Source organism: Pseudomonas sp. ASL7, from assembly GCF_056680375.1.
Map to the genome: position 1 here is coordinate 4067899 of NZ_CM155279.1, position 26771 is coordinate 4094669.

22 protein-coding genes and 1 pseudogene are annotated in these 26771 nt (G+C 60.2%); 8 read left to right on the forward strand and 15 right to left on the reverse strand.

The genetic code is table 11. The annotated features are described in order from the left end of the window. Nucleotides 1–74: 74 nt before the first annotated feature. The 3 genes from AC1MDT_RS18815 to AC1MDT_RS18825 are packed head-to-tail and all read left to right on the forward strand — an operon-like array spanning nucleotide 75 to nucleotide 2854. Nucleotides 75–938, forward strand: a complete 864-nt coding sequence (locus AC1MDT_RS18815; protein ID WP_480418463.1) for an ABC transporter permease — start codon at nucleotides 75–77, stop codon at nucleotides 936–938. Beyond that, a complete protein-coding gene (locus AC1MDT_RS18820; protein ID WP_480418106.1) occupies nucleotides 935–1783 on the forward strand; it encodes an ABC transporter permease in 849 nt (282 codons plus the stop codon). Before AC1MDT_RS18815 ends, AC1MDT_RS18820 begins: the two co-directional genes overlap by 4 nt. A gap of 15 nt (nucleotides 1784–1798) precedes the next feature. After that, complete coding sequence (locus AC1MDT_RS18825) at nucleotides 1799–2854, forward strand: ABC transporter ATP-binding protein (protein WP_480418464.1); 1056 nt, start codon at nucleotides 1799–1801, stop codon at nucleotides 2852–2854. A gap of 58 nt (nucleotides 2855–2912) precedes the next feature. Here AC1MDT_RS18825 and AC1MDT_RS18830 read toward each other — a convergent pair whose 3' ends face one another. Beyond that, nucleotides 2913–4061 (reverse strand): pyridoxal phosphate-dependent aminotransferase, encoded by a 1149-nt coding sequence (locus tag AC1MDT_RS18830; RefSeq protein ID WP_480418465.1) that lies wholly within the window; start codon nucleotides 4059–4061, stop codon nucleotides 2913–2915. Nucleotides 4062–4383: 322 nt separating this feature from the next. Here AC1MDT_RS18830 and AC1MDT_RS18835 point away from each other — a divergent pair. Next, a pseudogene (locus tag AC1MDT_RS18835) lies at nucleotides 4384–4565 on the forward strand (integrase core domain-containing protein); the annotation flags it as partial. Between the two features lie 164 nt (nucleotides 4566–4729). On the opposite strand, the gene AC1MDT_RS18840 reads toward AC1MDT_RS18835, so the two are convergent. The 8 genes from AC1MDT_RS18840 to AC1MDT_RS18875 all read right to left on the reverse strand — a co-directional run bounded on the left by AC1MDT_RS18840 (nucleotide 4730) and on the right by AC1MDT_RS18875 (nucleotide 16739). After that, nucleotides 4730–6070 (reverse strand): type II toxin-antitoxin system HipA family toxin, encoded by a 1341-nt coding sequence (locus AC1MDT_RS18840; protein ID WP_480418466.1) that lies wholly within the window; start codon nucleotides 6068–6070, stop codon nucleotides 4730–4732. Then, nucleotides 6067–6333, reverse strand: a complete 267-nt coding sequence (locus AC1MDT_RS18845; protein ID WP_480418467.1) for a helix-turn-helix domain-containing protein — start codon at nucleotides 6331–6333, stop codon at nucleotides 6067–6069. The genes AC1MDT_RS18840 and AC1MDT_RS18845 overlap by 4 nt, the downstream gene beginning before the upstream one ends. Before the next feature lie 217 nt (nucleotides 6334–6550). Next, nucleotides 6551–7366, reverse strand: coding sequence for a YfaP family protein (locus AC1MDT_RS18850; protein ID WP_480418468.1), 816 nt, complete (start codon nucleotides 7364–7366; stop codon nucleotides 6551–6553). A gap of 3 nt (nucleotides 7367–7369) precedes the next feature. After that, the gene (locus AC1MDT_RS18855; protein ID WP_480418469.1) at nucleotides 7370–8989 is read right to left on the reverse strand and encodes a DUF2300 domain-containing protein; all 1620 of its coding nucleotides are present in this window, start codon (nucleotides 8987–8989) and stop codon (nucleotides 7370–7372) included. 1 nt (nucleotide 8990) lies between these two features. After that, nucleotides 8991–13565, reverse strand: a complete 4575-nt coding sequence (locus AC1MDT_RS18860; protein WP_480418470.1) for an alpha-2-macroglobulin family protein — start codon at nucleotides 13563–13565, stop codon at nucleotides 8991–8993. Further along, nucleotides 13562–14212 carry a DUF1175 domain-containing protein gene (locus AC1MDT_RS18865; protein ID WP_480422829.1) on the reverse strand — a complete coding sequence of 217 codons (651 nt, stop codon included), beginning with the start codon at nucleotides 14210–14212 and terminating at the stop codon, nucleotides 13562–13564. Before AC1MDT_RS18865 ends, AC1MDT_RS18860 begins: the two co-directional genes overlap by 4 nt. Further along, entirely contained in the window at nucleotides 14197–15912 is a 1716-nt protein-coding gene (locus tag AC1MDT_RS18870) for a DUF2138 domain-containing protein (RefSeq protein WP_480418471.1), read from the reverse strand. Before AC1MDT_RS18870 ends, AC1MDT_RS18865 begins: the two co-directional genes overlap by 16 nt. Before the next feature lie 35 nt (nucleotides 15913–15947). Beyond that, on the reverse strand, nucleotides 15948–16739 hold the full coding sequence (locus tag AC1MDT_RS18875) for a YfaP family protein (RefSeq protein ID WP_480418472.1): 792 nt from the start codon (nucleotides 16737–16739) through the stop codon (nucleotides 15948–15950). Between the two features lie 421 nt (nucleotides 16740–17160). On the opposite strand from AC1MDT_RS18875, the gene AC1MDT_RS18880 reads away from it, so the two are divergent. The 4 genes from AC1MDT_RS18880 to AC1MDT_RS18895 all read left to right on the forward strand — a co-directional run bounded on the left by AC1MDT_RS18880 (nucleotide 17161) and on the right by AC1MDT_RS18895 (nucleotide 22332). Further along, nucleotides 17161–17403, forward strand: a complete 243-nt coding sequence (locus tag AC1MDT_RS18880; RefSeq protein WP_007894317.1) for an exodeoxyribonuclease VII small subunit — start codon at nucleotides 17161–17163, stop codon at nucleotides 17401–17403. Then, on the forward strand, nucleotides 17400–18287 hold the full coding sequence (gene ispA, locus AC1MDT_RS18885) for a (2E,6E)-farnesyl diphosphate synthase (RefSeq protein ID WP_480418473.1): 888 nt from the start codon (nucleotides 17400–17402) through the stop codon (nucleotides 18285–18287). The genes AC1MDT_RS18880 and ispA overlap by 4 nt, the downstream gene beginning before the upstream one ends. 92 nt (nucleotides 18288–18379) lie before the next feature. Continuing rightward, complete coding sequence (dxs, locus tag AC1MDT_RS18890) at nucleotides 18380–20278, forward strand: 1-deoxy-D-xylulose-5-phosphate synthase (RefSeq protein WP_480418474.1); 1899 nt, start codon at nucleotides 18380–18382, stop codon at nucleotides 20276–20278. Nucleotides 20279–20448: 170 nt separating this feature from the next. Beyond that, on the forward strand, nucleotides 20449–22332 hold the full coding sequence (locus tag AC1MDT_RS18895) for a TonB-dependent receptor domain-containing protein (protein WP_480418475.1): 1884 nt from the start codon (nucleotides 20449–20451) through the stop codon (nucleotides 22330–22332). 109 nt (nucleotides 22333–22441) lie between these two features. Here AC1MDT_RS18895 and AC1MDT_RS18900 read toward each other — a convergent pair whose 3' ends face one another. The 6 genes from AC1MDT_RS18900 to thiL all read right to left on the reverse strand — a co-directional run bounded on the left by AC1MDT_RS18900 (nucleotide 22442) and on the right by thiL (nucleotide 26749). Beyond that, entirely contained in the window at nucleotides 22442–23242 is an 801-nt protein-coding gene (locus tag AC1MDT_RS18900) for a cobalamin-binding protein (protein WP_480418476.1), read from the reverse strand. Continuing rightward, nucleotides 23242–23661, reverse strand: coding sequence for an MFS transporter (locus AC1MDT_RS18905; protein WP_480418477.1), 420 nt, complete (start codon nucleotides 23659–23661; stop codon nucleotides 23242–23244). The genes AC1MDT_RS18900 and AC1MDT_RS18905 overlap by 1 nt, the downstream gene beginning before the upstream one ends. Beyond that, nucleotides 23658–24275 (reverse strand): GTP cyclohydrolase II, encoded by a 618-nt coding sequence (ribA, locus tag AC1MDT_RS18910; RefSeq protein WP_045057501.1) that lies wholly within the window; start codon nucleotides 24273–24275, stop codon nucleotides 23658–23660. Before ribA ends, AC1MDT_RS18905 begins: the two co-directional genes overlap by 4 nt. Before the next feature lie 248 nt (nucleotides 24276–24523). Then, on the reverse strand, nucleotides 24524–25261 hold the full coding sequence (locus AC1MDT_RS18915; protein ID WP_480418478.1) for a substrate-binding periplasmic protein: 738 nt from the start codon (nucleotides 25259–25261) through the stop codon (nucleotides 24524–24526). Nucleotides 25262–25283: 22 nt separating this feature from the next. Continuing rightward, on the reverse strand, nucleotides 25284–25787 hold the full coding sequence (locus AC1MDT_RS18920) for a phosphatidylglycerophosphatase A family protein (protein WP_480418479.1): 504 nt from the start codon (nucleotides 25785–25787) through the stop codon (nucleotides 25284–25286). Next, nucleotides 25784–26749 carry a thiamine-phosphate kinase gene (gene thiL / locus AC1MDT_RS18925; RefSeq protein ID WP_480418480.1) on the reverse strand — a complete coding sequence of 322 codons (966 nt, stop codon included), beginning with the start codon at nucleotides 26747–26749 and terminating at the stop codon, nucleotides 25784–25786. Before thiL ends, AC1MDT_RS18920 begins: the two co-directional genes overlap by 4 nt. Nucleotides 26750–26771 lie beyond the last annotated feature (22 nt).

Below are 26771 nucleotides of genomic sequence, written 5' to 3' on the forward strand. Positions count from 1 at the left end.
GGCGTAACTCCTTTGGGAGCAGGGCTTGCCAGCACTCGCCCCGCACTTGATCTTCCATTGACGAGACCATTGCTATGGAGAACCGAGGCATATCGCCGACGACACGCGCCTGGTTTTTTCTTTCGCCATCGATGCTGTTTCTCGGTGTGCTGATTGCCGCCAGCCTTCTGGTATTGCGCATGAGCGTGGGCACCAAAGGCGCGGAATGGACCGGGTTCAGCCTGGCCAGTTACGCGCAACTGCTGGAACCGTATTACCTCAAATCCTTGCTGCTGACCTTGCGCCTGGCCTTGATCAGCGCAGTGATCGCCGTCCTGTTGGCGATCCCGGTGGCCTACACCATGTCGCGTCTGACCTCGCCGTTCGTGCGACGGATCTTCCTCGCGGCGGTGCTGTTGCCGTTGTTGGTCAACCTGTTGCTGCAAAGCTACGGCTGGCTGGTGATTCTCGGCCCGGGCGGGATGCTCAATCAGGCGCTGATGGGCCTGGGCCTGATCACGCGACCGATCATGCTGCTGTACAACCAGAACGGCGTCTTGATGGGCCTGGTGCAAACCGCGTTTCCGTTGGCCGTGTTGCCGATTGCCAGCGCCATGCGCGGCGTCGCCCGTAGCTACGAAGAAGCCGCCGCTACCCTGGGCGCCAGTCGCTTTCAGGTGTTCCGCCAGGTAGTTCTGCCGATGAGTTTTCCGGGGATCATCACCGGTGCGACATTGGTATTTGCTTACAACGCCAGCAGCTTCGTGGTGCCTTTGTTGCTCGGTGGCCGTCGCGTGCCGATGCTGGCGGTGATGGTCCATGACCAGATCGCGCCGCTGATGAACTGGCCCGCCGCGTCCGCTGCCGGTGTGGTACTGATTGTCACTACCCTCGCGATCATGACGTTTTCTGAATACTTTACTGGCCGTCGTCGGCGCATGCTGGAGGCTTCCCAATGAGCACCCTGATCAAAAAGCGTCACTCGCTGCTGCCGGGCGAAACCGGCAATTTTGCCGGTGTGTTGTCGGGCTTCATCCTGCTGTTGGCGGTGTTGCCGATCCTGACCATGATCGTGATGTCGTTCAGCGGTTCGTCGAACCTCGACTTCCCGCCGAGCAGCTACAGCCTGCAATGGTACAAGGCCGCCTGGCACACCTTCGCGTCGCCGGATTCCAGCGATGTGCTGAGCCTGGGCAAAGCCATGACCACCAGCCTGATGGTGGCGTGCCTGACCATGGTTTTCGCGACCATTATTGCGGTGCCGGCGGCCTATGCGCTGACCCGTTGCGAGTTCCGCGGCAAAGCCGTGGCGCTGCAACTGATGTCGCTGCCGTTGGTGTTTCCGATGGTAGTACTGGGGCTGGCGTTGCTGCTGGTGTTCGATAGCCTGCCGTTCCAGATGACCACCTCGCGCCTGGTGATTGCCCACGTGATTCTGGCGTTGCCCTTCGTGGTGAAGAACTGCACCGCGGCGATGCTCTCCATCGGTAGCGAAGTCGAAGAGGCCGCGCAAATGCTCGGCGCTTCGCCGACGCGGGCGATTGTCGATGTAGTGGTGCCGCTGATGAAGTCGGGGATCCTGGCGGGCATGCTGCTGGCGTTCATCGTTTCTTTCAACGAATTCACCGTGACCTACTTCCTCTACACCATCGACGTCATGACCGTGCCGATCTGGATGTACAGCCGCACCGTGTCTTCGCTCGACCCAACTGTATTCTCGTTTGCCGTGCTGATCGTGCTGATCGACTTCGTCCTGATTTGGGCGTTGGAGAAGCTGGTTGGTGAAGGTGGCGTTTCGTTCTGATTTTTGAGGTGCAACATGACTGGTCTGATTCTTGAAAACGTCGAGAAACGCTACGGCACGGCCTGCGCGGTCAAGGAGGTCAATCTGCACCTGCCTGAGGGCAAACTGGTGTGTTTTCTTGGCCCTTCGGGCTGCGGTAAAACCACCTTGCTGCGAATGATCGCAGGGCTTGAAACCCTGTCCGATGGCGAGATTCGCCTGGACGGCGTAGACATTGGCCACACCCCGGCGCACTTGCGCAACTTCGGCATGGTGTTTCAATCGCTGGCACTGTTCCCACACATGACGGTGGGGGAGAACATTGCGTATCCGCTGAAACTGCGCGGGGTCAGCAAGGCTGATCAGCAGGCGCGTGTGGTGGAGTTGCTGGAACTGATTCAGCTGCAGGAAATGATTGATCGCCCGGTGGCGAAACTCTCTGGCGGGCAACGTCAGCGTGTGGCGATTGCCCGGGCGATTGCCAATCACCCGAAAATCCTGCTGCTGGATGAGCCGCTGTCGGCACTGGATGCCAAGCTGCGTGAGTCGATGCAGGTGGAAATCCGCCAACTGCAACAGCGCTTGAACATCACCACCATCTTGGTGACCCACGACCAGCGCGAAGCCATGACCATGGCCGATATCGTGGTGGTGCTGGGTGAGCATCGGGTGCAGCAAGTGGGCACGCCGATCGAGATTTACCGGCACCCGGCCAACGAGTTCGTCGCCGACTTTATCGGCTCGGGGAACATTTTCCCGGCCACCGCATTGGGCGATGGCAAAGTCCGTTTGCCAGGTGGTGATGCCCTTCAGGTGCCGATTTGCAGCAGCATCGTGGTCGGCGAGAAGCTCAAGATGCTCGTGCGTCCCGAGGACCTGCAACTGTCGCATCCGCAGGCGACCGCAGGTAATCGGCTGCTGGGCAAAGTGACGTTCGTGCGCGATATCGGCGCGACCATCGAAACCACAGTCGAGTGCTCGGGGGTGTCGCTGACGGCGTTGAGTACGCCGTCCCAAGGCATCGGCCTGAGCATCGGCAACCCGGTATCGGTGACCATTCCATCCGAAGCCTGCCGCGTACTCGGCGCCTGAATTGGGTTTCTGCCTTCAGATCACACCCCAAGCGCCGTATTCAGGTTGGGCAAGCTGTTCAGATCACGCAGAGTTTTTCCGCTGCCTGATGTAACGTCTCCTCGCGCTTGGCGAAACACAACCGAATCAGGCGCTGATCTGCGACAGGCTGCTGGTAGAACACGGAAATCGGAATGCTCGCCACGCCATGCTCGCGGGCCAGCCACAGCGACATATCGACGTCATTGAGGTCCGGGCGAATTTCAGAGTAATCGACCAGCTGGAAGTAGGTCCCGGACGATCGGGTGAATTTGAAACGTGAAGGTTTCAGTAGGTCGCAGAACAGGTCGCGTTTGGCCTGATAGAAAACCGGCAATTCCTCGATATGCTCCGGATGGTCCGCCATGAAATCCGCGAATGCCCACTGCAATGGAGTCACGCCGCAAAAGCTTACATACTGGTGGACCTTGCGAAGTTCGGCAGTCAGCGCTGGAGGCGCCACTACATAACCTGTTTTCCAGCCAGTGACATGGTAGGTCTTGCCGAAAGAGGAAATCACAAAAGCACGTTGATAGAGCTCTTCATGGGCGGTCACGCTGACATGCTGTACGCCGTCGTAGACCATATGTTCGTAGACTTCGTCGCTGATCAGGTAAATATCACGACCGGCGATCAGTTTCGCCAACTGATCCAGTTCGGCGCGGGTAATCAGCCTGCCACTGGGGTTATGCGGGGTATTGAGGATGATCATGCGGGTGCGCGGGCTCAGCGCCTCTTCGAGCTTCTGCCAGTCGATAGCGAAATCGCTCGAGCCTAATCGAACATGCACACAACGCCCCCCTGCCAGTTCGACCGATGGCTCGTAGCTGTCGTAGCAAGGGTCGAAGACGATGACTTCATCGCCAGCGCGAATCATTGCCTGAATAGTGCCGAAAATCGCTTCGGTCGCGCCTGGGGTGATCGTCACCTCGGTGTCGACGTTGACGTTGACGCCATAGCTCCGTGCGATCTTGGCCGCGACCTGCTCACGCAGTGCTTGCAAGCCGATCATCGGTGCGTACTGATTGTGACCGGCAGCGATGTGTCGCCCGACCGCATCACGCAGGGCCTGCGGCCCTTCGAAATCCGGAAACCCCTGGGCCAGATTGAGCGCCCCCGTTTCAATGGCGATCTCAGACATACGAGTAAAGATGCTGGTACCGAATTTCGAAAACTTACTGTTAATCATGGCGGGCTTTTCCTACTGACCCCCGGCTCACGGCGGCGCGGGAGCCTTTGAGCATATCCCATTGCTCTGATCTGAAAAAGGCTCCGCGAAAGCGCTAATGTCAGTCTGTAACGTTCTCAGTGCCAGCTGGTGCCTGTCGTGGATCATGGTGGAGCGCGCGCCCGACTTTCCCAGAGGCTGCTCAGCTCAATAGTCGCGCCCTTAAAGCTGGCCACAAACTCGCCACGAGACAGCTCTCAGTACGGAATGCTCGCCTCACCACCAAACGTCAACAGACCCTGGGCAAAACAACCCATCCTATAGAAGTTTATTCGTTGACCTCCAGAATGCCCTGGCCGAACGGTCAATGGCATCTTGAAAACAGAGCTCCTGCTCCATCGAGCTGCTGATCTGGCCCAAGCCGCGCAGATGGTGCGAGAGGCGATCACGATCTACAACCAGGAGCGACCGCTCCTGGCTTTGAAATACAAGACGCCCGATGCAGTGCATCGGGAGTTGGGGTGAGCCGAACGCGGCAAGCTGCCGTTCAAGCAGCATTACTCAGCGAAGCGGATGAAGCACTCATCGCTGTAGTCACCGAAGACGGCGGAATTATTGCGCAGGGATATTCTGCAGGACAAAACCCTTTGCCAAGAATCGAGTTAACAGATCACTGAGCCGATACCCGGTTACTTGCGCTTTCTCGGTGCCAACAACTCGGAACGGCCAATCTGCACTCGACTGCTTTCTGCCGCTCGCGGCTCTGAGAAACCCGCTTCTGTGATGGCGGTATCCAATCCTCGAAAATGCGGGGCCGCTCTTGGACTACGTAATGTTTCCATACCTTGGTTCCAGGCATGCACCATCTGTTTGGCCACATCACGCCAGGCGGGCTCATTCTTCGCCGCTTCAATCACTTCCTTTCCCACGGCGATGGCCGACTCGCACAGTTGCTCGACCATTGAGGCGTACTGACGTGGGGGAATTCCCAAAACACCGTTAAAAAAGACTTCAAGCGTGCGCCCCGGCGTCCAGCTCTGCCGACCACCAACGGATAAACCGGGCGGGTTCGAAGCGAAACGGGGGTAAGCCTGAGTGGTCACCAAGTCATAGATCGGCGTAAACGCGACGTCAGCTCGTGAGGTGTAATAGAGCGCGATGTTTTTGGCGTGACAATCGGCGTTACGCACCACGTAGTTCGCCAATATGTGCCAACCGAAGTGCTCACGCTGCTCACGCAGCCGGTCGCCGGGAATGTAAGGACGCGTGGCGTTCCACACACGTTCGGTGGTGGTTGCATATTTCTCGTGGGGCGGTAGACCCAACAGCCCGCAGGCATCTTCCAGCCCGCAGCGCGGCTCGCCGTTTTCATCCACGTCAAAACGATCTACGACCAAGACGCGACCATCTTCAGACATCCGGCAGGTGGCTACCGGTACGACCTGTAGCCGCTCCAGCACCTGCATGGTGTAAAACTCGTTGAAGCCCAGGTAGGGTGTCGTCTCGTCCGAACCTTTGATGATGTGAAAACCGGTACGCAGCGTGGGTTTTCCCAAAGGTAAATCGTCATGTTCGACATCGTTTGCAATGAACTTAGGAACGACACCGGAGACTGCGGCACGTGCGTAACGACGTACCAGCGTCGCAAAATGTTCGGTGGTGTTTTCAGCGCTCAGCAGTTGGCCTATCTCAAGTGGTTCCAGTTCGCCCCCCGGCATAACGCCTTCAGGTGTCACCGTCACCCGGCCAATCCCCGCGCCACCGATCACAGCGAGCAGCGATAAATCGGTGCCGTCAAGCAATGAACCAAACTCTTCGCGAATGACCCCAAGCAAGTATCCCTCGGGCAGGTTCTGACGAAAAAACGGGAAAAGATCTCGAGGCCAGCGCCACGGTTCTTCACGGACAGGCAACGCCAAACTGACGAAGTCTGTTACCGCCGTGCCGGGGAGATATTTCAAAACGTACTCATCGCGCTCTCGGTAGAGCTTGGCGACCATTTTCCCGCTGACGTGAACATCCAGGATCATGAGCCCGAAACTCCGGAACGCTGTTCTGCGAGGATGTCCTCAACCGTGCGCTCATGGCCGGCTCTCACCAGTTTCAAGTCATACCCGGCGGCCTCCAGTAGGCGAACTAAGGCCGAGACACTCATATCACCTTTGGCCATGGTTTCCATACGTGCCACCGTCGAACGTGAGACACCCGCGCGGCTGGCCAAGGCATCTTGGCTCAAGTGAGCCTCGCGTCGGGCTTGCTTCAGCATGTCAGCCACATCAAACAGGGTGGTCATTTGTAGCCCTCAAGCATCAAAAATCGTCAGCAAGACGATTAATGTAGCCTCAGAGACACAAGGTTAGCAATCGCTTCGGCGAAACCCATTTTGTAGCGTAAGAGCCACATATAAAGCTTAATTCATAAAAATTGTAGCCCCAAAGCATCAATGTGCAGGCATCCCGCTAATGACTCCGGTTAATCAAATGGGCAGCAGCCTGCTGCCCGATTGGCTCTCACGGATAACTAAACCCCTTAACCAACGTCAACTCCCCCACCGCCCTCATCGGCACCAGGAGCGTCTCGATCTTTTCGTTCGGCGTCCCTTCCTCCGTAATCACCGTCACCTGCGCTGTCGTCAACGGCTGAACGGCATCCTCCTGCCCCTCTTCATCACTGCGATACCCGCCGCCGAAGTAATTCACATACACCAGATACTGCCCCTTGATCGGCGCCGGCATGGAGAAGATCTCCGGGCCGTAACCCGTCGTCACATCAACATCCAGCGCCGCACCGTTGGGGGCAACTCGATCGCCGTACCAGATGTGCGCGCCATCGGGGGTGATCAGGTGCAGGTCCAGGTCTGTGTTGTCGCTGTCCCATGACAACAACACCCGCAATTTGGCTGGGGTGGCCCCGCCGCTGACGTTGAGGAACTGGGTGCGATGCCTTTGCTGGCCATCAGGGCGGCGAATTTCAACGCTGTTGCTGCCATTGGGAAACGAGTACGGCCGATCAAAGCGGCCAGCCGGGTCAATTTTCAGCGGCATGCTGACGCCGTTGACGATTAACCGGCCAGGGTCAGTGGACTTGGGCGTTGCTTTGATCTGGCCAGTGATGCGCGCGGTGTTGGCTTGCCCCATCGGGGTGTTCACTGAGGAGGCCGGGTAGTTGACGGTCTGACGGAAATTCTCGCCTTCACCCTCAATCGCACCCGTGCGCCAGCCCCCGACGGGGGTGTCGAGTTTGACGGCGCTATCCGCCGCAAAAAGCGGCGGCAACACGCCAAGGGAGCAAAGGAACAGGAAGACCTGTGGATAACTGACGTTCATGGCCTATTCCAGCAAGAGGTGGCGGGCGAGCCCTTCGATGTAGGTTTCATCCTGGCCGTTGGGGTGTGCGTCGAAGGCCAGGTGCAGGTATTCGTGGGTCAGGTCGAGACGGTCTTGCAGCGACAGCACGCCGCGCACGTAGATGCGCTGGCGTTCGCGGTCGACGTAGGGGGGGCCGAAAGAGAGCCGACAGACGGCGAAGGTGCTGACTTCGTTGTAACCGACTTCGCTTTCGAGGCGTTGGCGCCAGCCGCGACGTTGGTTTTGCAGCCAGTCTTGCGCGGCGGGCAGTGCTTCGCAGGCGGCGACGGGATTGTCCCAGCGGCTGAGGCTGGCGCGGGGGTAGGCGTGTAGCAGGATGGCGTCGTAGCGTTGGCCAGCGTTGGCTTGTTCGACGGCTTGCTGCCAGGAGAGCTTGTCCGGGCCGGGCTGGTCGGAGTGGTAGGTGACAGTGCTGCCGGCCAACACGAGGTCGCTGGTCCAGGCCGCAATGTGGCGGGACTCAAACGCGGCGGGACGTGGGGCGACGCGTTGCCGGCTGCTGCTGTCGTCGATGCTCAGACAATCGCCGTGGCGGGTGGCGTTTTGCAGCAGGTAGGTGCGGATGGCAATGGCCAGCGCTTTGGCGGCTTCGACGGGCTGGGGTTTGGCTTCTCGCTGCAGGACGCGGGCGACGTATTCTTCGCGGTCCAGGCGGGCGACGAGCTTGTCCTTGAGCAAAAACAGCTCGCCATCGCTGTGGATATCGAGTTGGTTACCGCTGATGAATTCGACGCGGTAGTCGCCTTGCAAGGGACCGGACTCTACAGCGCGATCACCGGACAGCACACGCCCAATCGGATAGTGCGAAAACAGGCCGACTTCGACGCAACGCCCCGCATCCGACGGCCAATCAACCGGCAACACAGAAGACAACGCCTCACCGTAATTGCGCAGAACCCTTTGACTGGTCCCGCGCCCACCGGCCCAGATCGGCATGCCATCCGCCGTCCAACCGGCGAAGCCGCCCTGGCGCGAAGACGGATCCTGATCCCCCAACCAGCTCCAGGTTTTCACCCGCAACCGACCACCGAGTTCGCCCACAACATTACCGTCAGCGGCGTTCAACACCACATCCAGCAACACCCGTCGCGCCTGATCCTGCGCTGGCATTACCGTCAAGACCTTAAGCAGTTCAGCGACGGGAACTCGCGTGGAAGGCTGCAACGACGGCAAGTTCAGCAACCACTCCGGCGCCTGCCGTGCCTGCCAATATTGACGCCAATCAGCCTCAGCAATGCCCAACCGCTGAGGCTCGAAATACAACCCGCACGATTTCACCAGCGCTTGATCGCGCTCAATCTTGCCACCCGCCGTGCAGCAATAAACTTCTTCTTTTGACTGCCCATGACACTCGTAAGCAGGCTCGCGCGCGCCGGTATCCACCAGCCAGCCGTAGACAAACAACTTCCACACACTGCCCAACGGCGTCTGCAAATCAGCAGGCAACGGCTCGCGCGCGATCACCTGAGTCCGGCTCAAGGAAATCAGTTCACCTTTGAAGCCCAGCCGCAGGGGCTCGTCCTGCGCTGTCGCGAGCGCAGGGATCAAACACATCAGCCACCAGACCAGAGGCCGCAGCATGTCAGTGGACCGTGACCTGACCAAGCGCCGGTTTCTGTTCCTGAGCCTGATGCTGTGGCGCATAGACCTGGGTGAAACGCACCGGCGGCAGGTTGAACTGGCCTTTCTGCGAGAAGCGCACCAGATGGCGCACACGCAACTCGCCACTCAAGGCGTCCACTGGAATGGCATAGGCCATCTGGCCCGGCTCGAAGCGCGCCTTCTCCAGTGCGGTCGGCTCGGCGCCGGACTTGCCCATGAGTTTGATGCCCCACGTCGTACGCTCGACATCGGCACCCGGTGGCAACGGCACTTCGACCATCGCGTAACGCAGCGGTCTGGCGGCTTTGCTGGTGATGATCACTTCGTCCAGGTACAGGCTGTCGCTGGATAACGGCTGAGTGCCGACCGCTTCCAGTTTGAAGGTGAACGCTGCGGCACCCGGCACCAGGCGCGACAGGCGACGGGTGATGGTCACGGCCATCGGATCAACCGGCGGTTGCTGGGTCTGGTAGCTCAGCGCGGCGCGAAGCGGACGTTCTTGCACCCCAGTCAGCGACAACACGGCGGGCACGGGCGGAGCACCCTGCCATGTCCAATACACCTCACCGGTATCACCGTGTCCTTTCTTCCAGCCGTCGCCCGGTGCCAGCGCGACGGTGGGTGAGGCCTGCTCGATGCTGCGCTGCAACCAGGTCAGCGCCAACGCACGTTCCAGGGTTGATTGTTGTGGCAACAGACGCTGCAAGAGCGCTTGCGCGTGTGCCTGATCGAAGGTTTGCAGCGACAGGTTCAACGCTTCGGCAAACGGCTGCGAACTGACGGCCAGGCGCTGTTGTGCGTCGGCCAGTTGTCGGTTGAAAGCATCCGGCAACGCCACCTTGGACTGACGCGCCAACGAAGCCGTCAGCGCACGCGCCGCAGCCAAACCCAGCGCCGAATCCGGATCGCTCATGACGATGCTGTCTTCACCGTCCTCCATCAAATTTGCCGCATTGCCCTCTCCCGCTTTCGACAAGTCGTCCATCAAACCACTGAGCAAGGTGTTCACCGGCAATTGCATTTGTTTGGCGAACGACAGAATCAGCGCGCGCTGCAACAGCGGTGTGTTTTTCGCCTGTTTGGCGTAGACCTCCAGCACCCGCTGCCAATGCTCCGGCGGCAGGCTCAGTTCCAGCGCTTTGCTGGCGTACCAGTCGGCGTAATAGGCGTACGCAGTGAGGAATGCGTCCGGCTCACCGTCCATGCCCCACCAGGTGAAACTCGCGGAAGGCCCGGCCATTTGCACCAGGCGCAGGCGGCTGTTTTGCATGATCAAACGCAAGCGATCGCGGATCTGCGGATTCGACGACAAGGTCGGATATGCGATGCTCAACGGCAGCAAACGACTGGCCGTTTGCTCGACGCCGCCGTACGGATAGCTCAGCAAATCATCGAGTGCCGAACGGAACAGCGCTTGCGGGCTGTCATCCAGACGCAGACGAATGTCCGTCGCGTCCGCAGGCAAGGTCAGCGGCGTATCACCGCTGGCCACGTCCAGACTCTGGCTTTGCGTGACCTGCCAACCTTCGCCGGTCGCGATCAGGCGCACGGCCAGTGCATCGGCGGTTTTGCCGTCCTGCACCAATTCAGCGGTCCACTCGCCACTGGCCAACGCGAACGCTGGCAACGCGATGTAGTTAATGCCGTTGTTCAGGGTCACCGGCACGCGTTGTTCAGTACCGGCGTAATGCGTCACCAACTCGGCCTTGACCGGTTGCTCGGCCTGGCTGAAGGCGAACACCCCGAGATCCGGTTTGTCGCCGGCGCGGAATTGGGTCGGGCCGCTCCATTTCAGGTACAGCGGTTTTTCCGAGCGCACGAACTGCTTCTTCTGCCCGACCTGACCGTCATCGGCGATGGCCCGGGCGGTGATGCGCCAGCGGGTCAGCGAGTCCGGCATCTGGAAGGTGAAACGGGTTTTACCGTTGGCATCGGTGATCAATTCCGGCTGCCACGCGGCGGTGTCGACGTCTTCACGACGCGGTCGTTCCAGCACCTTCACACCCCGTTCACTGCGGTTGGCTTTACCCGGCGCGCTTGGGCTGCCCGGCAACGCGACGTCGTAGCTGATGAACGACAGACTGGCGCTGGTGCGCACATTATTGCGGCGCGGGTGGTAGAAGAACTGGTCGATGGTCGGCGCCACTTCCGGTTGCAGCGCGTAGACCATTTCGTCGACCACGCTGACCGTCAGGTGCGCCGGAATCGGCTTGCCGGCGAACTGAGTGGTGAGGTCGACTGACACGGTATCACCCGGCTGATACGCCTCTTTGTCGGTGGCGATTGCCACGTCGATCTGCGGCGCTACCACCTTGATGCCGGCGTTCTGGAAGCTGTATTGACCGCCCTTGGTATAGAGAACGGAGAATGTCAGGTTCGGGGCGAAATGGTCCTTCACCGGGATGCGCGCGCGGTATTGGGTGTCGCTGAGTTTTTCCAACTTCAGCCAGTCGCCGCCCTTGGACAGCAACGCGGTGGCCTCGACCTTGTCACGCTCCAGCGATAACAGCGCATCGCTGACCGGTTCCGGAAAAGTGATCAACGCCAAGGCTTCATCACCGGCCTTGTATTCCGGTTTGTCGAGGATGATTTCTACGGTGCCCGGTACGGCTTTGACCCCATCGCCCGTGACCGAATGGCCGGTGGCGCCGACGACACGACCGTGATCATCCTTCAAGGTCAGGTTGTAAGTGCCCGGGCGGTCGAAGGCCAGGGTGAAGCCTTGATCGGTTGCAGCGAGTTTGCCTTCACCGGTGCTTTGGTCTTCCAGACGCACCCAGCTGTAGCTGCTGGGCGTAACGGCTTGGCTTTGCTCACTGCCCCCTTCGTTGGCGTAAGTGAACGCCACCTTGTCACCCACTGCACTGAACCGCTGTGGCGCGCGCAGGCTGAAACTCGCGGCACCCCGGTCGATGAGGATTTCCTTGGTGGTCTTGACCCGATACGCCGCGCCATCGCTGGCAAACACCGTGAGCATGTAACGGCTCGGCTTGTCGGCAGCCGGCAGGTCGAGGGTCGCGTTGCCTTTGGCGTCGGTGGTCAGTTCGGTGCTGGTCAACTCCACCGGGAATTGCCCGAGGTATTGCAGTTCGTTGTCGACCATTGACAGTTGCTGGGCACGCAAGCTCAGGCTCAGCTTGGCGTTGGCCACGGGTTTACCGTCGGGGTACAACAGCACCAGACTGCCCTTAACCGGTTCGCCAGTGCGGTAATCCTGCTTGGCCAGGTTCAGCGAAATTTCAAAGTGCGGCTTGATGTATTCCGCTACGCGGAAGGCGCTGCTGTAGGCCTGATCCTTGTAGCTGAAACGCAATTCATAACCGCCCGCCACCGCGTTGTCCGGCAACTGGAAACGGCCTTGAGTGCCGGCCTTGGAATCAAGCTTCAGCGCCAGCGATTGCAGCGCGGTGCCCGTGGCATCGAGTACGGTCACGTTGACATCGGCAGCGGTCGGCAATACCGAATCGCGGGCGTTCTTGAACTCGCGACCGACGATTTTCAGCGACACCCAATCCCCCGGCCGGTACAGCGGCCGGTCGGTAAACGCAAAGAGTTTGGTGTCGTAGATTTCGCTGTCGTAATAGAAGTTTTCGGAAACAAACACCCCGCCCTCTTCGTCCTCGCCGATCACGAATGAACGCTCGGGGCTGACGTGTTTCAGACGCAGCAAACCCTCGGCGTCAGTGGCACCGCTGCTCATCACGCCGAGGCCGTCGGTCCACAGCACATTCACCTTCGGCACCGAACTGCCTTCGTGTTTGCGCGCGGCCCACACCAGCAACTCATCACCGGCAATCTTGCTCACCGCCACGGTGTTGGAAACGAACACCATGGTGGTCGCGCGGTACTTGCCGATCAACGCCTCCACCAGGTACAGACCCGGCTTCAGATGGCCCAACGGAATGTAGACGTTGCCCGGTGCGACGCTGACAAACTCGCTGGAAGAACCGGCCAGGTTCACGCCTGCAGGCGGCTGGATCGGTTTGGCTTCCCACAGTGGATAACGAAACTGACTGATCAGCGGCAAGCCTGGAATCAATGCGAATTGCGGCCGAGCGTCGTAAGGCGTTGGCGCAGCGATCGCGGTGCCCATCTTCAGTTCCGGAACTTGCTCGGTGACCTGCTTACGCGACTCGTAGGAAAACGCCCGCTGCATCACGCGACGGGATTTGCGGTACCAGCTGTCCCACAAGTACGCGAGGGTGTTCGACAGGCCTTCGCCTTTGAACTGGCCGTCGCTGACCACGCGGTGCAGGTTCTTCTGTCGCTTGAGGAAATCCAGCGGTTTATCGATGCGATACACGCGAATGTCGGCGCCGCCGTAAGGCTCCATGCGAAATCGGCGGTAGTCGCGGCCCGGCGCTTCAAGGCGCACCATCGCCTGTTCGTCACTGGCGAAACTGCTGTCGGCCAGCAGGAAAAAGCTTTCTCCGGCCACCGGCATGTAGCCGCTCGGCTGGACGGTGTCTTCGGCGTTGACCGTGGCCAGAGGCGCCAGCAAGGCCAACAGCAACGGCAGTTTCGAGCACAGGCGCAGCATGCGGACACCGATCATTGAGAGAGAAAATTCAGTCGATAGACGCCGATGAAGTTGGGGTTGGCTGCATCGGGTATCCATCGGGTGTCCTTCCATGTCATGAGTTGCTGCAGGCTCGCGGACCGCATGCCGTTGTCAGTGGGGGTGTTGGTGCCGGTGTGATAGGCGATGTAGCGACCCATCCAGATCATCAGGTGCTGGTCGTCGCCCTGATCGAAAAACATCAGGTCGCCGGGCCGGGCTTGCGCCAGATCGCGGCCGACCAGATGACTGTTGAACTGGATCAGTTTGATGGCGTTGACGTAGGGTCCGACCTTGCCGCCGCCCTGTTGCCATTGCTGGGCGAGACCGCGTTGCGCCTCGCTCAATTGCAGCTCGGGTGGCAGATAGCGGTTGGACAGGCCGTTGCTGCGCAGCCATTTATCGTCATGGACCTTCAGCGCTTCGTTGGCGGCGAACCGCACCAGCCCGGCGCAGTCCTGCTGATACCAGCGCGGGCTCGGGCCTTGGATCAATTGCTCCTGGGCGATGCGTACGAACCAGGCGCGGAAGACCTGGGATTGCTGCGGATCCAGCGGCGCGGCGTCACTGGCAAATACGCGACTACCCAGCAACATCGCCAGCAGGCCAAGGCTTCGAATGAGTGCGGTCACAGGGCTTTCCATTCCAGCGGCAGCCATTGCCAGTGGCCGTCGGGCTCGCTGCCTTTTGGCAAGGTCAGCGCGTATTTGCCATAACCGCCGAGCGAGCGCAGTTTCGGGATCAGGTAGGTTTGCGCGGCGTTGTAGAACACCGGTTCCATGTCCTGCGGCAGGCTATCGAGGGTTTCCTGTTGCATCAGTTGCGCCATGGCATCCGGACCGAAGTAGACCGGCATCAGCAGGTCTTTCGGCACCACGTCGGCCATCGGCGGGAAGCGTTTGTCGAGGGTGCCGATGGCTTTGTCTACGAGCTTGTCGTCAAGGGAGAACAGCAGCGTTGAGCCGTGGCGCGCCAAGCTCACTTTCATGAACGCCTTGCCGGTGATCGCGTCCGCGTCTTCGGCCTCCTTGGCCGCATAAGGGCCGAAGTTGGAACTGACCTGACGCTGCCACTGGTGGGTTTCACCCTCCTGCTTCTCGACCACCGGGAACGCGTGTTCATCGACCTTGCTTTCGTAGGCGCCGACCATCGAGCCGAACAGTTTGCCCACATCGCCGTCGAGCCTGGCGCTGTCCTTGTCTTTCAGGCTCGCTACCAGTAGCGGCGTATACAGCCGCGAGTCGGCGTACCAACACAGCCCTGCTGCACCGGCCATGTGTTCGGTCAACGCCTGGGCCACATTGTCTTCGGCGCCGAGTTTCACCAGCAGCGGTTTTTGTTGTTCAGCGGCGAGCGGTAAAGCAACGCAAGCACTGGCGCCCATCGGCATGGCTTGCCAGATCGGTTTGAAATCGAAGTCCGGCTGATTCTCCAGCTCGTCCATGGCAAGGAAGCTGTGCCAGCCCTTGTCGTCCATATCAAAGCGCAGGCCGGCGAAGTTCGGGATAAAACGCTGATACCCCATGGCCAGAACGCTGGCGTTGACCGAGAGGCGTTGTTTCACTTCGGGCGCACGGGGCTGCAAGCCAAAAGCTTCGGGGAAGAGCTTGTCGCCGTTGAGCAACGCGGCGATGGCGCTGGTGGAAACGCGGCCCGGTTCTTCCGATGAGCCGCTGTGCGGATCGTAGAGTTTGGTCGGGTTGGACAGCACCACCAGTTTGTCGCCATGGGAGGCGAACAGCAGCGCCTTATTGGCGTTGTAGGTGAGTTGATAAAGCGCAACATCGTCGGCGCCGACTTTCACTTCGCCGATCTTGCTCAGCTGCGAATCATCCAGCGCCACTTTCGCCAGCGGCTCCAGCACCTTGGCCAGACCGCCGCGATCCATCACCAACAGGAAATCCTTGAGCCGACCATCCGCCCCGCGCCACAGCGCCACATCTGCCGGTTGATCGAACAGTTGCTCGATCAGGCTGTCCTGCAACTTCAGGTCATGTTCGTAAATGATCCGCCGCAGGCTGCCGATCAAGCCGAGGCGATCGACATGCGCTTCGTAATAGAAAACGAAATCTTCGGTCAGGGTTTCCTTGAGGAACGGCACCGCCAGCAAATCCTTGGGCAATTGGCTCAATGAGTGGGTTTCGAGCAGACCGTCCGGTCGGCTCATGCCCAGTTTGTCGCTGGCCAACTGCGCGGGTGGCGCTTTGGTTTTGTGCATGAACCACCCCAGCCCACCCGCCACGACCGCCACCAGGCACAGCCCGCCCAGCAGCGCCGGCCAGCGACGGGAGGGTTTGGCTGCAGAAGCGTCGGCGGCCGGGGGAACAATAGTGCTATCACTCATTTCACAAAACCCAATTCATCCGTGGTGCGGGATGTTCAATAGTTGAAAGTCTTGACCAGCAACAGGTCACCGATCGCGCGCAGCGGTACGATGAAGGTCTCGCGCTTTTCGTCAATGGTGTTTTCGTTGAGGACCAGGTTGATCTGCGAGGTGATCACCTCGTTCTGGTTACTGGCCTCATCGAAGTTATAGCCTTCGCTGCCGAAGTTGCCCCAATAGTTCACGTAAACCAGATAGGTGCCATGCAGCGGCGCGGTCATGGTGAACATTTCCGGGCCGGGGCCATCGACGCCGTCCGGGTCCAGACCGCCGCCATTGGTCAACGCCGTGTGGGCGAAAAACGCATGCTGGCCATCGGGCGTAATGATGTGCAGGTCGAGTTCGGCCTTCGGATCGTCCCAACCCAACACCACGCGAATCCGCACGGGCGTGCGCAGGTTGTTGGCTTCATAGAATTGAACGCGCTTGAGCGACTTGCCCTCGACACTGCGCACTTCGACACTGTTGGAGCCGGCACCGAAGGCATACGGCCGGGCGAACCGCCCTGCATCGTCGGTGTACAAATTCAGGGGATTGCCGTTGACCGCCAAGGTGTGCGGCCCGCGCTGAGTGCCGATGGCCTTGAGCTGGCCTTCGATCATCGTGCGATTGCGTTGTACGCCGCGGTCAATGGGCGGTGTGGGGTAGGCGACCTGAGGGTTTTCGCTGCGGTCCAGCAGGCCGTTATAGCGCCAGCCGCCGACCGGCTCCGACAGCTCAGCCGTCGGTTCGGCCCAGGCAGCGGTCGCGCAGGCGAGTCCCATCAGCACTAGAAAAAATGAACGCATGTGATGCCTCCTGCCATGCCTGACGAAACCCTGCACCTGATCCTAGGTGCGTTACAGATCGAAAAACTGCGTTTCGTCAGAAAGACCCGTGACTGTTGGGTCGTAGAAGGCACGAAGGGTAGCTATTCGATGGTTTATTAACAATCGGATCCATCATGATTTGCGGTAGCGATCACGGTGGTGGCTGGACGGTGAGCCGAATGAACGCTGATTTGAGCCCTCATACCTTTTGTAGCAGCTGCCGAAGGCTGCGTCCGGCTGCGCAGCAGTCGTAAATCCTGCTTCGCCAGCTGCTACAAGAATGCGTCGTAACCGAAAAGGTTGCTGCCAGTACAGAGGGCGGAACTGCCCCGCTTATTTGCCCATAACCCCCATGTCTGCTAGTGTCGCGCCGGTTTAACGTCAACCGGAAATAGCCGCCATGGCCCGCAAAAAAGCTGCACTGGATTTCGAACAATCTCTCGCTGACCTGCAAACGCTGGTAGAACGACTGGAGAACGGCGAACTGTCGCTGGAAGACTCGCTGACGGCTTTCGAGCAAGGCATCGGTCTGACCCGCGATTGCCAGGCGGCGCTGGCCCAGGCCGAGCAGAAGGTTCAGGTGCTGCTTGAGCGTGATGGCGAGCTGGCCGAGGAACCCTTCGACGCGGATCAGCCAGAATGATTGCAGCGTATTCAGCGACCAGCCAGGCCCGGGTCAACGCGGCCCTGGAAACCCTGTTCAACGCGCCGAGCCCTGAGCTGGCGCGGCTGTACGAAGCCATGCGCTACAGCGTAATGAACGGCGGTAAGCGTGTGCGCCCGCTGCTGGCGTACGCTGCGTGCGAAGCACTGGGTGGAGAGGCTGAACAAGCCAACGGCGCCGCCTGCGCGGTGGAGCTGATCCACGCTTATTCCCTGGTGCACGACGATTTGCCGGCAATGGACGACGACGATCTGCGTCGCGGCCAGCCGACAACGCACAAAAAATACGATGAAGCCTGCGCAATTCTGGCCGGTGACGGGTTGCAGAGCCTGGCCTTCAGCGCCCTCCTCGACCCGCGCTTCAGTTCGTCGGACGCTGAAATCCGTCTGCAGATGGTTAGCGCGCTGGCGTTGGCGGCGGGCCCGGCCGGTATGGTCGGCGGTCAAGCCATCGATCTTGGGTCGGTGGGACTGAAACTCGATCAGAAAGCCCTCGAAACCATGCATCGGCACAAGACCGGCGCGCTGATTGAAGTCAGCGTCAAACTCGGCGCATTGGCCAGCGGCCGTGCCGAGAAAGACGAGCTGAAGTCTTTGCAGACGTATGCACAGGCCATTGGTCTGGCGTTTCAGGTGCAAGACGACATTCTCGACGTTGAGAGCGATACCGAGACCCTCGGTAAGCGCCAGGGCGCCGATATCGCTCGCGACAAGCCGACTTACCCGGCCCTGCTCGGCCTCGACGCGGCCAAGGTGTATGCCCTGGAGCTGCGCGATCAGGCGCTGCATGCGCTGCGACCGTTTGACGCGGCGGCAGAGCCCTTGCGCGACCTGGCCCGTTATATCGTCGAGCGCCGTAGCTGACGGCGTATCAGCCAACTTAAAACCAACGCGTGGGCAGGGGGCGATGCATCAGGTAAACTGCCCCATCTTTTATACCTATAACGATTCGCCTGATGCCCACGACGTTTCATGAGATTCCCCGCAAGCGCCCGACCACGCCCCTGCTCGACCGTGCCAACACGCCGGACGGCCTGCGCCGGTTAGGAGAAGCCGAGCTGGAAACCCTGGCCGATGAGTTGCGCCTGGAATTGCTCTACACGGTCGGTCAGACCGGCGGGCATTTCGGTGCTGGCCTGGGCGTCATCGAGCTGACCATCGCGTTGCATTACGTCTTTGACACCCCGGACGACCGGCTGGTGTGGGACGTGGGTCATCAGGCCTATCCACACAAAATCCTCACCGGCCGTCGCGCGCGCATGGGCACCCTGCGCCAGAAGGACGGCGTTGCCGCCTTCCCGCGTCGTTCCGAGAGCGAGTACGACACCTTTGGCGTCGGCCATTCCAGCACATCGATCAGTGCCGCACTGGGCATGGCGATTGCCTCCCGCCTGCAGAACAGTGATCGCAAGGCCATCGCGGTGATTGGCGACGGCGCGCTGACCGCCGGCATGGCGTTCGAGGCGCTGAACCACGCGCCGGAAGTGAACGCCAACATGCTGGTGATCCTCAACGACAATGACATGTCGATCTCGCGCAACGTCGGCGGCCTGTCGAACTACCTGGCGAAAATCCTTTCCAGCCGCACCTATGCGAGCATGCGCGAAGGCAGCAAAAAGGTCCTGTCGCGCCTACCCGGCGCCTGGGAAATCGCCCGCCGCACCGAAGAATACGCAAAAGGCATGCTGGTTCCCGGCACGCTGTTCGAAGAATTGGGCTGGAATTACATCGGCCCGATCGATGGCCATGACTTGCCGACGCTGATCGCCACCCTGCGTAACATGCGCGATCTGAAAGGCCCGCAGTTCCTGCACATCGTCACCAAGAAAGGCAAAGGCTTCGCCCCGGCGGAAGTCGACCCGATCGGTTACCACGCCATCACCAAACTCGAACCGCTGGACGCTCCGGCCGCCGCGCCGAAGAAAGCCGGTGGGCCAAAGTATTCCGGTGTGTTCGGCGAATGGTTGTGCGACATGGCCGCCGCGGATCCGCGCCTGGTCGGGATCACTCCGGCGATGAAAGAAGGCTCCGATCTGGTGGCCTTCAGCGAGCGTTTCCCGTTGCGCTATTTCGACGTGGCGATTGCCGAGCAACACGCGGTGACCTTCGCTGCCGGCATGGCCTGCGAGGGCGCGAAACCGGTGGTGGCGATCTACTCGACGTTCCTGCAACGCGGTTATGACCAGCTTGTGCATGATGTGGCGGTGCAGAACCTCGACGTGCTGTTCGCCATCGACCGCGCAGGTTTAGTGGGCGAAGACGGCCCGACGCACGCGGGCAGCTTCGATCTGTCGTTCCTACGGTGCATTCCCGGCATGCTGGTGATGACCCCGAGCGACGAAAACGAACTGCGCAAGATGCTCACCACCGGCCATCTGTACAACGGCCCGGCGGCAGTGCGTTATCCGCGCGGCACCGGCCCGAACGCAACGATCGAGAAAGACCTGCAACCGATCGAAATCGGCAAAGGCGTGGTTCGCCGTCAGGGCAGCAAAGTCGCCTTGCTGGTGTTCGGCGTGCAATTGGCCGAGGCGCTGAAAGTCGCCGAGACGCTGGATGCCACCGTGGTCGACATGCGCTTCGTCAAACCGCTTGATGAAGCACTGGTTCGCGAAATCGCCAGCAGCCACGAGCTGCTCGTGACCATCGAAGAGAACGCAATCATGGGCGGCGCCGGTGGCGCGGTCAGCGAGTTCCTCGCCCGCGAGAACATCCTCAAGTCGGTGATGCACCTGGGCTTGCCGGATATTTACGTCGAGCACGCCAAGCCTGCGCAAATGCTCGCCGAGTGCGGACTGGACGAGGCCGGGATCGAGGCTTCGGTTCGCCAACGCCTGCAACTGCTGAACATCTAACCTACTAGCTACACGCAATAACCTGTGGGAGCGAGCTTGCTCGCGATAGCGGACTTTCAGTCAACATATTCTTTGACTGACACACCGTCATCGCGAGCAAGCTCGCTCCCACAGTAGTTTTTTGTGCCCTTCAAAATTTGTTCGCTTTAAAGCCCCAACGGACTGCCCCGATGAAACTCTCCCCTCTCGCCCTGACGCTGACCCTGCTGCCAGCCGGTCAGCTCCTGGCTGACACCTTCGAACGTGACCAGGCCCTGAAACTGCCCGACGTATTGATCAGCGCCAACCGCCAGGTCGAAGCACGCAATGACAGCAGCGCCGCCAACACCGTGTTCACCCGCGACGACATCGATCGCCTGCAGCCGAACAGCATCACGGATTTGCTGCGGCGTGTGCCGGGAGTGCAAGTCGCGCAGACCGGCGGGCGCGGCAGCCTGCCCGGGATTTATATTCGCGGCACTAATTCGGCCCAGAGTCTGGTGCTGGTGGACGGTCAACGGATCGGCAACTCGACCTCCGGCGACAGCAACCTGCAACACATCAATATCGAACAGGTCGAGCGCGTGGAAGTGCTGCGCGGCTCCCGCTCGGTGATCTATGGCAGTGATGCCATTGGCGGGGTGATCCAGATCTTCACCCGTCGTGGCGACGAGGCAGGCCTGCATTCGCGAATGCACGTGGGTTTTGGCAGCAATCAGACCTGGGAGCGCAGCCTTGGATTGTCCGGTGGCGACGATAAAACCCGCTTCAACCTCGGCACCAGCCTCGATGAAACGGCTGGCATCAATCGCACCCATGAGTCGTATCCGAGCGACGGCGATCACGACGAGTACCGCAACAAATCGCTGAGTTTCAGCCTGAGCCACGCCCTCACCGATGACGTCGAAATCGGCGCCAACCTACTGGATAACCGCGGCAAAAGCGCGTTCGACAATCCGTTCGGCCGCTTCGACCCGGACACGTTCGAGTCGGTCCAGCAACAGCCTTACAGCGAATTCGATGTGAGCAGCGTCAGCAGCTACGTCGATGCACGGGTGAATGACCTCTGGAAAGCCCGTGTCGAATTCGGCCACAGTGAAAACCTCGAAAAGACCCTCGACAAACTCAGCGACGAACGCAGCGTGTTCAACACATACCGCGACTCGGTGAACTGGCAGAACGACCTGACGCTCAACGCGCGCAACAGCCTGCTGCTTGGCGGCGATTGGTACGAAGACCGAATCAACAGCAGCACGCCGTTTGACGAGGACAGTCGCTGGAACCGCGCGGTGTTTGTTCAGCATCGCTACCAGGCGGACAGCTTCTCCACAGAACTGGGCCTGCGCCGCGACCAGAACCAGCAGTTCGGCGGCCAAAACAGCTGGAGCGGTACCTTTACGCTGCCGTTGAACCCGGACAACGATGTGTTGCTGACCTACAGCGAAGGCTTCCGAGCGCCGACTTTCAACGACCTGTACTACCCGGATTTCAGCAACCCGGACCTCAAGCCTGAAACCTCGAAAAGCTACGAGCTGCAATGGCGCAGTCAATTGACTGACAGCAGCCGACTGGAAGCGTCGCTGTATCGCACGAACCTGGAAGACGCGATTATTTTCGGCAGCAACTCTCGCCCGCAGAACGTGGCGTCGGCGCGGATCAATGGTTTCGAAGCGGCGTTGAAGCAGGAGTTGTTCGGCTGGCAGAGTGACCTCGGCATCGCGATCATCGACCCGCGCGATCTCGATACCGGCCATACCCTCGCCCGTCGTGCACGGCGGACACTGAGCCTGGATCTGGATCGACAATTTGATCGCCTGGGCCTGGGCGCCAGTTGGCAAGCAGTCAGCAGCAGTTATGACGACTTGAACAATCAACAGTCATTGGGTGGCTACGCCTTGTTGGGATTGCGCGGTAGCTGGGAACTCAACCGTGAAATCAAGCTTGAGCTGAAGCTCGATAACCTGCTGGATAAAGACTACAGCCGGGCGCTGTACAGCTATGACGGCAGTGAGTATGGGTATCGCGAGGAAGGTCGGGCGTGGTTGTTTGGGGTGACCTGGACGCCGGAGCTCTGACCAGAGATTTGTAGTGTTTGGGCGGGACTCTTCGCGAGCAGGCTCGCTCCCACAGGAGTATCCATTCCACCGTGGGAGTGAGCCTGCTCGCGAAGGCCGCACCTCGGTCTTAGCGATCCGGCGCGATGACGTGGCACAACGTGGCCGTGGCCTCGATCATCTGCCCACTCGGCCGCTCCAGGCCTTTGTCTGTCACCAACAGCAATTGCCCTTGCGCCACCGCCGCGACCTGCGGCCAGGCCTTCCAGGCATCAAGCTGCGCCTGATCACTGGCCAGGATGACCTCGGGGTTACGCTGCAGCACCGCCTCAACGCTGACCTGCGGCGCTGGCAATGTCAGGTCGGCAAACACATTGCGCGCGCCGCACACGTCGAGCGCGTCGCTGATGATCTGTCCGCCACCGACGGTGTACAGCGGCCGATCCCATACCTGATAAAACACCCGTACCGGCTCATCCCGACGATAGCGCTGGCGCAGTGATTCGAGTCGCTGCCGCAGCTTCGCTGCCAATGACACGCCACGTTCGGGTCGCCCGAGCTGCGTGGCAATGGCCTCAATCTGCGCAGTGAGTTGTTCGAGGTTGCCGGGGTCGGCGACATAGGTGGGAATGTTCAACCGCTTGAGCTGCTCACGTTGCGCCGGGCCAACGCTGCCGGGCCAGAGCAGCAGCAAATCGGGCTTCAAGCTGAGCAAGCGCTCCATGTCCAACTGACCGTAGCGGCCAACGGAAGGAAGGTCTTTGAGTTCGGCAGGACGCACACCGGCATCCAGCACGCCCACCAGCAGGTCGGCTGAACCCAGTTCGACAACGATTTCAGACAGAGACGGCGCGAGGCTGACCACACGTTCAATCGCCAAGACCGAGCCGCTGACGGCCAGCAGCAAACCCGCCAGCCAAACGGTGCGCATCAGCCGAGTTGACGCGGGATACGGTAGAGGTAGAACAGCACCGTGGTCGACAGCGCCAGCAGTACCAGCGGCACGGCTTCAAGACCGACAAAGACTGCCAATGCCCCGATCCAGGCTGGCAAGGCGGCAGCGAGGAACGCGGTGCGACGCTTGCCGGCCAGCGTGATCCATGCGGCGGGTTCTTCAGGGGTATCAAGCGCTTTTTGGGTGGCGATCAGCGCGTGCTTGTAGCCACCGAAAAATTTCAGGCTGACAAACATTGAGCCCACACCGGCGATGAACAACGGCATCGCCAACACCGGCAGAAACGCCTCGCTCTGGCCAAATAAGCCGTTGATCACAAACAGCGGCAACAAGGCCAGCGCCAGGTATTGCCACCAGTTGACCGACAGTCGTCGCCGCACCTGGCCGCGGGTCACGCCCGGTCTGCCTCGCCCTGGTGCTCGTTGCCCATCATGTGGTCGAGCTTGCTGGCCTTGGTCGCCAGATAGAGTTTGTTATGCGGATTGTGGCCGGTGTGCAGCGGCACGCGCTCGGCGACCACGATACCCATGTCGGTCAAGGCTTTGACCTTGCGTGGGTTGTTGGTCATCAGGCGCAGGGATTTCACGCCCAGATGCTCAAGCATCGGCAGGCACATGGCATAGTCGCGCTGATCGGCGGCAAAGCCCAGACGCTCGTTGGCTTCAACGGTGTCGGCGCCGCCGTCCTGCAATTCATAGGCGCGGATCTTGTTCAGCAGGCCAATGCCACGGCCTTCCTGACGCAAGTAGAGCAACACGCCACGACCTTCGCGGGCGATGGCCTGCAAGGCGGCCTCAAGTTGCGAGCCACAGTCGCAACGCTGACTGAACAAAGCGTCGCCGGTCAGGCATTCGGAATGCAACCGGCCGAGCACCGGAGCACCATCGTCGAACTCACCCAGGCTCAGTACAACGTGCTCACGCCCGTTTTCTTCATCGAGAAAGCCGTGCATGGTGAATTGCGCAAAAGGCGTTGGCAGCTTGGAAGCGGCGACGAAAACGACAGGCACCGGTGTGCTCCTGATCAATAAGTACTGGAGATTCGCAGACGCGGCATTGTAACAGCACGTTCCTACAGACGCTTAGGCTGAATTATGGGGCATAACGATCAAAAAGTTAGATCACTGATGCCCGCATTAAAACCTGTAGGAGCGAGCTTGCTCGCGATGGAGTGTCAGATACCTGAGTGTTGACTGACCCACCATCGCGAGCAAGCTCGCTCCTACAGTGGCTTTACCGTCGGTTTCAAGCGTTGTGTTCAGTTTGAATCAAACGGATACGGCTGCTTCCAGCGCTCGAAGATTGGTTTCAAATGACCGTTCTTCACCAATTTATCCATACGCTGATCGAACAATGCCATCAATGCGCGAGCCTTGGGGGTCTTGGCAAAACACAGGTACAGCGGCAATTCGGCGATGTGGGTGCGGCGCAACTGCGACGGATCCTTGGCCCGGCTGACAATGTAATCCACTTCGGTCAGCGCATCGATGTAGTAGTCGGCATGGTTGTGGGTCAGCATCGACAGAATTCCGGTACGCCGTACAACTTCGTTGTAGCGGTGCACGTTGGGCAGATAAGCCTGGTACTTGTAGCCGCGAACCCAGGCCAGTCGATAGATACCCAGGGTTTGCGGGGTCGGTGCCGGGTTAGTGGCCAGACCCAGGGCATAGATGTGATCGGTATCGTAATTCCAGCGCGGATACAGCAAGTCGCTGACTTCATCGCGATAGCCGCCGACACAGGCGTCCACTTCGCCACGTTGTGCCAGGCCAATGGCGCGCGTGTAGGGCTCGATACGAATATCCAGTTTGACGCCGGCAGGCTCGAACACTTCACGCAATACGTCCCAGCCCAGGCCATGGCCATCGGCGGCGGTGTAGTCTATCCATTCTTCGCTGGCCAGATGAATCACGGATGGCGTCGTCGGCGCTTCCTGCGCCTGCACGAGTGAGCAAAGCATCGCAAAAACCATCACCGCCAACCAGCGCCAAGCCATCCCTAGTCCTCTCTGCTTAGCCTCAGGCGAAGAGCCTCACCAGCCCTTGCATCGCCAACCACGCAAACACCCCGGCCAATACGTCATCGAGCATGATCCCGACGCCGCCATGCACATGTCGGTCGATCCAGCGAATCGGCCACGGCTTGAGAATGTCGAAGAAGCGGAACATCAGGAACCCCACCAGCAACCAGTACCACCCTTCCGGCACCAGCCACAGGGTGATCCACATCCCGACCATTTCATCCCAGACGATGCCTTCGTGATCGTGCACCCGCAAATCGTCAGCGACTTTGCCGCACAACCAGAAACCGAACAGCATGGTGATGCCGAGCATCAGCCAATAGCCCCAGTCGGGCAACATCTGCCACAACGGGATAAAGGGCAGCGCAACCAGCGACCCCCAGGTGCCGGGCGCTTTTGGCAAGGTGCCCGAGCCGAAGCCGAACGCCAGGAAATGCCATGGATTGCGCCAGACCGACGGCGGTACGAATTCCGCCGGAACCTGTTTGGGATGATCTGTCACGGTGTCTCCCGAAAATGTTGGTAGCCCCGGGTTTGCGGGGTGATGTCTTGTCCGGCGGTATCCAGTAGCACAACACCCTGCCCCGTCACCACACGACCGACCACATGGATCGGCCAGCCATCCGCCAGCAACCGGGGTAATTCGATGGGCGGCAAGGTGAAGGCCAGCACGTAATCGTCGCCACCGCTCAGGGCGGCGTCTTCGGCGCCTGCCTGACCGAGGAAGGCCACTAATGCCTGCGACATTGGTAGCTTACTCCGCTCGACCTGAATACCGACCTTCGACGCGAGCGCAATATGCCCGCAGTCGGCCAGTAGCCCGTCGGAAATATCGAGTGCTGAGGTGGCTTTGCCACGCAACGCCTGACCGAGGGCCAGTTGCGGTTGTGGCGACCAGTAATGGCGCAGCAGCGGATCGCCGATGGCGTCATCAGCGGTCCGTTGACCCAGTACCAGCGGCAAGGCGCCGGCAGCATTGCCCAGCTCACCACCAACACACAGCAAATCGCCCGGCTGAGCGCCACTTCGCGTCAATGCCTGACCGACCGGCACGCGCCCGAACACCGTCATTGTCAGGCTCAACGGCCCGCGGGTGGTGTCACCGCCGATCAGTGCCACGCCACAACTGCGCGCCATGACATTCAAACCACGGGCGTAGGCATCCAGCCAATCGGCGGTCACCGTCGGCAAGGTCAGGGCAAGGGTAAAGGCAACGGGGGTGGCGCCCATGGCAGCCAAATCGCTGACGGCCACGGCCAGCGAACGCTGACCGAGCAGAAACGGGTCGCAGGGATCTGCGAAATGCACACCGGCAACCAGGGTGTCGGTGGAAATTGCCAACTGCTCCCCGGGGGGAACAGCCAGCAAGGCGCAGTCGTCGCCGATTCCCAGGACAACGCCCTCGCCGCCCTGCGCACAAGGCGCGGCGGCGAAGAAATTGCGGATCAGCTCAAACTCGCCCATCAGGCAGCCGTTCAAGCGCCAA

What these genes read in the sequence shown, in the direction of transcription:
- AC1MDT_RS18820 (WP_480418106.1), top strand. Translation starts at nt 935, where the DNA reads ATGAGCACCCTGATCAAAAAGCGTCACTCGCTGCTGCCGGGCGAAACC.
- AC1MDT_RS18875 (WP_480418472.1), bottom strand. Translation starts at nt 16,739, where the DNA reads ATGCGTTCATTTTTTCTAGTGCTGATGGGACTCGCCTGCGCGACCGCT.
- thiL (WP_480418480.1), bottom strand. Translation starts at nt 26,749, where the DNA reads ATGGGCGAGTTTGAGCTGATCCGCAATTTCTTCGCCGCCGCGCCTTGT.
- AC1MDT_RS18840 (WP_480418466.1), bottom strand. Translation starts at nt 6,070, where the DNA reads ATGATCCTGGATGTTCACGTCAGCGGGAAAATGGTCGCCAAGCTCTAC.
- AC1MDT_RS18855 (WP_480418469.1), bottom strand. Translation starts at nt 8,989, where the DNA reads ATGCTGCGGCCTCTGGTCTGGTGGCTGATGTGTTTGATCCCTGCGCTC.
- AC1MDT_RS18825 (WP_480418464.1), top strand. Translation starts at nt 1,799, where the DNA reads ATGACTGGTCTGATTCTTGAAAACGTCGAGAAACGCTACGGCACGGCC.
- AC1MDT_RS18880 (WP_007894317.1), top strand. Translation starts at nt 17,161, where the DNA reads ATGGCCCGCAAAAAAGCTGCACTGGATTTCGAACAATCTCTCGCTGAC.
- AC1MDT_RS18900 (WP_480418476.1), bottom strand. Translation starts at nt 23,242, where the DNA reads ATGCGCACCGTTTGGCTGGCGGGTTTGCTGCTGGCCGTCAGCGGCTCG.
- ispA (WP_480418473.1), top strand. Translation starts at nt 17,400, where the DNA reads ATGATTGCAGCGTATTCAGCGACCAGCCAGGCCCGGGTCAACGCGGCC.
- AC1MDT_RS18870 (WP_480418471.1), bottom strand. Translation starts at nt 15,912, where the DNA reads ATGAGTGATAGCACTATTGTTCCCCCGGCCGCCGACGCTTCTGCAGCC.
- AC1MDT_RS18845 (WP_480418467.1), bottom strand. Translation starts at nt 6,333, where the DNA reads ATGACCACCCTGTTTGATGTGGCTGACATGCTGAAGCAAGCCCGACGC.
- AC1MDT_RS18895 (WP_480418475.1), top strand. Translation starts at nt 20,449, where the DNA reads ATGAAACTCTCCCCTCTCGCCCTGACGCTGACCCTGCTGCCAGCCGGT.
- AC1MDT_RS18860 (WP_480418470.1), bottom strand. Translation starts at nt 13,565, where the DNA reads ATGATCGGTGTCCGCATGCTGCGCCTGTGCTCGAAACTGCCGTTGCTG.
- AC1MDT_RS18830 (WP_480418465.1), bottom strand. Translation starts at nt 4,061, where the DNA reads ATGATTAACAGTAAGTTTTCGAAATTCGGTACCAGCATCTTTACTCGT.
- dxs (WP_480418474.1), top strand. Translation starts at nt 18,380, where the DNA reads ATGCCCACGACGTTTCATGAGATTCCCCGCAAGCGCCCGACCACGCCC.
- AC1MDT_RS18850 (WP_480418468.1), bottom strand. Translation starts at nt 7,366, where the DNA reads ATGAACGTCAGTTATCCACAGGTCTTCCTGTTCCTTTGCTCCCTTGGC.
- AC1MDT_RS18915 (WP_480418478.1), bottom strand. Translation starts at nt 25,261, where the DNA reads ATGGCTTGGCGCTGGTTGGCGGTGATGGTTTTTGCGATGCTTTGCTCA.
- AC1MDT_RS18815 (WP_480418463.1), top strand. Translation starts at nt 75, where the DNA reads ATGGAGAACCGAGGCATATCGCCGACGACACGCGCCTGGTTTTTTCTT.
- AC1MDT_RS18865 (WP_480422829.1), bottom strand. Translation starts at nt 14,212, where the DNA reads ATGGAAAGCCCTGTGACCGCACTCATTCGAAGCCTTGGCCTGCTGGCG.